We start from the raw sequence: 1,609 nt of genomic DNA on the forward strand, positions 1-1,609 counted from the left end.
CGCGCGGAGCGCCGCGCCCTGGAGGTCGTCTGCGCCGAGCGCCGCCCGGTGATCCTGGTCCTCAACAAGGCCGACCGGTATACCGACGACGAGCGCGACCGACTGCTGGCCCGGCTGCGCGAGCACGCCGCCGGCCTGGTGGTGGCGGAGAACGTCATCGCCTGCGCGGCGGATCCGGCGCCACGGCGCGTCGTCATGATCGCCCCGGACGGCAGCGAGACGGAGCGCCGCGAGCGCCCGCCGGCGGCCGTATCCGACCTGGCGGACCGGCTCTGGGCGGTGGTCGAGGCGGAGGGCAAGGCCCTCGCGGCACTCAACGCGGGCCTGTTCGCCAGCCGGGTCAGCGACCGCGTGGCCGCGCGCATCACCGAGCTGCGCCGCAGTGTGGCTCGGCGGGTCACCGATGCCTACGCTCTGGGCAAGGGCGTCGCGGTGGCGGTCAATCCGGTGCCGGTGGCGGATCTGGCCGGCGCGGCGGCGCTGGACGTGACCCTGGTCTTCCACCTGGGCCGGGTCTACGGGCTTCCGGTGACCCGGCGGGAGGCGGGACGGCTGGTGGCGGTGATCATCGGTCAGCTCTCCGCCCTGCTGGGTGCGGTGTGGAGCGTCAACCTGTTCGCCTCTCTGGCCAAGCTCGGTACCGGCGGCGCGGCGACCGCGCTCACCGCCTCGGCCCAGGGCGCGGTGGGCTACGCCAGCACCTGGATCCTCGGACGCGTGGCGGAGGACTACTTCCGACGTGGCGGCAGCTGGGGCGAGGTCGGCCCCAAGCGTGCCGTGGAGGCGGTGATCGACGGCGTCGACACGGAGTCTCTTCTGGCCCAGGCCAGGGAGGACATCCGCCGGACGCTGCGCGGGGGGTAGCGGTCGTTTCCCCCTCTCCCCCGGCCCCTCTCCCGCAAGGGGAGAGGGGGGCAGGACGCTCCCCGACAGGCCGGCCGCTGTGGCAGCCGGCGACCGCCGCCCGCTCCCCGGCACACGGGGCACCATGCCGGCCGGCACGCATCGTGACGGCGGCCAGGGCATGGCGTAGGTCGTGCGCCGAAGGCGTGCGACATCCCGGATTGGTCACCGAAGATGTCGCGCACGGCCTTCGGCCGTGCCCGATCTACGGGATGGTGGTGTGCTCCCGGCAGCCCGGCGCGTGCGGTCCTTACCGGACGGGAAGGAAGGCCTCTACCCACCGGCGCACGGGGTGCCACGCGGGCCGGCACGCATCGCGACGGCGGCCAGGGCATGGCGTAGGTCGTGCGCCGAAGGCGTGCGACATCCCGGGTCGGTCACCGAAGATGTCGCGCACGGCCTTCGGCCGTGCCCGATCTACGGGATGGTGGTGTGCTCCCGGCAGCCCGGCGCGTGCGGTCCTTACCGGACGGGAAGGAAGGCCTCTACCCACCGGCGCACGGGGTGCCACGCGGGCCGGCACGCATCGCGACGGCGGCCAGGGCATGGCGTAGGTCGTGCACCGAAGGCGTGCGACATCCCGGGTCGGTCACCGAAGACGTCGCACACGGCTTTCGGCCGTGCCCGACCTACGGGATGGATGTCCCGGCGCTACGCGGGCTCCGGCGGGGTGTCGGCGTGCTCGCGCAGGTCGAGGGTCACGCGG

1 protein-coding gene is annotated in these 1,609 nt (G+C 74.2%); it reads left to right on the forward strand.

From position 1 onward, the window contains the following. Positions 1 to 864, forward strand: an 864-nt coding sequence (locus G7A99_RS19320) for a DUF697 domain-containing protein (protein ID WP_163143287.1), incomplete at its 5' end; no start/stop codon positions are given. Positions 865 to 1,609: the final 745 nt, after the last annotated feature.

This window comes from Arhodomonas sp. KWT (genome assembly GCF_010993615.1).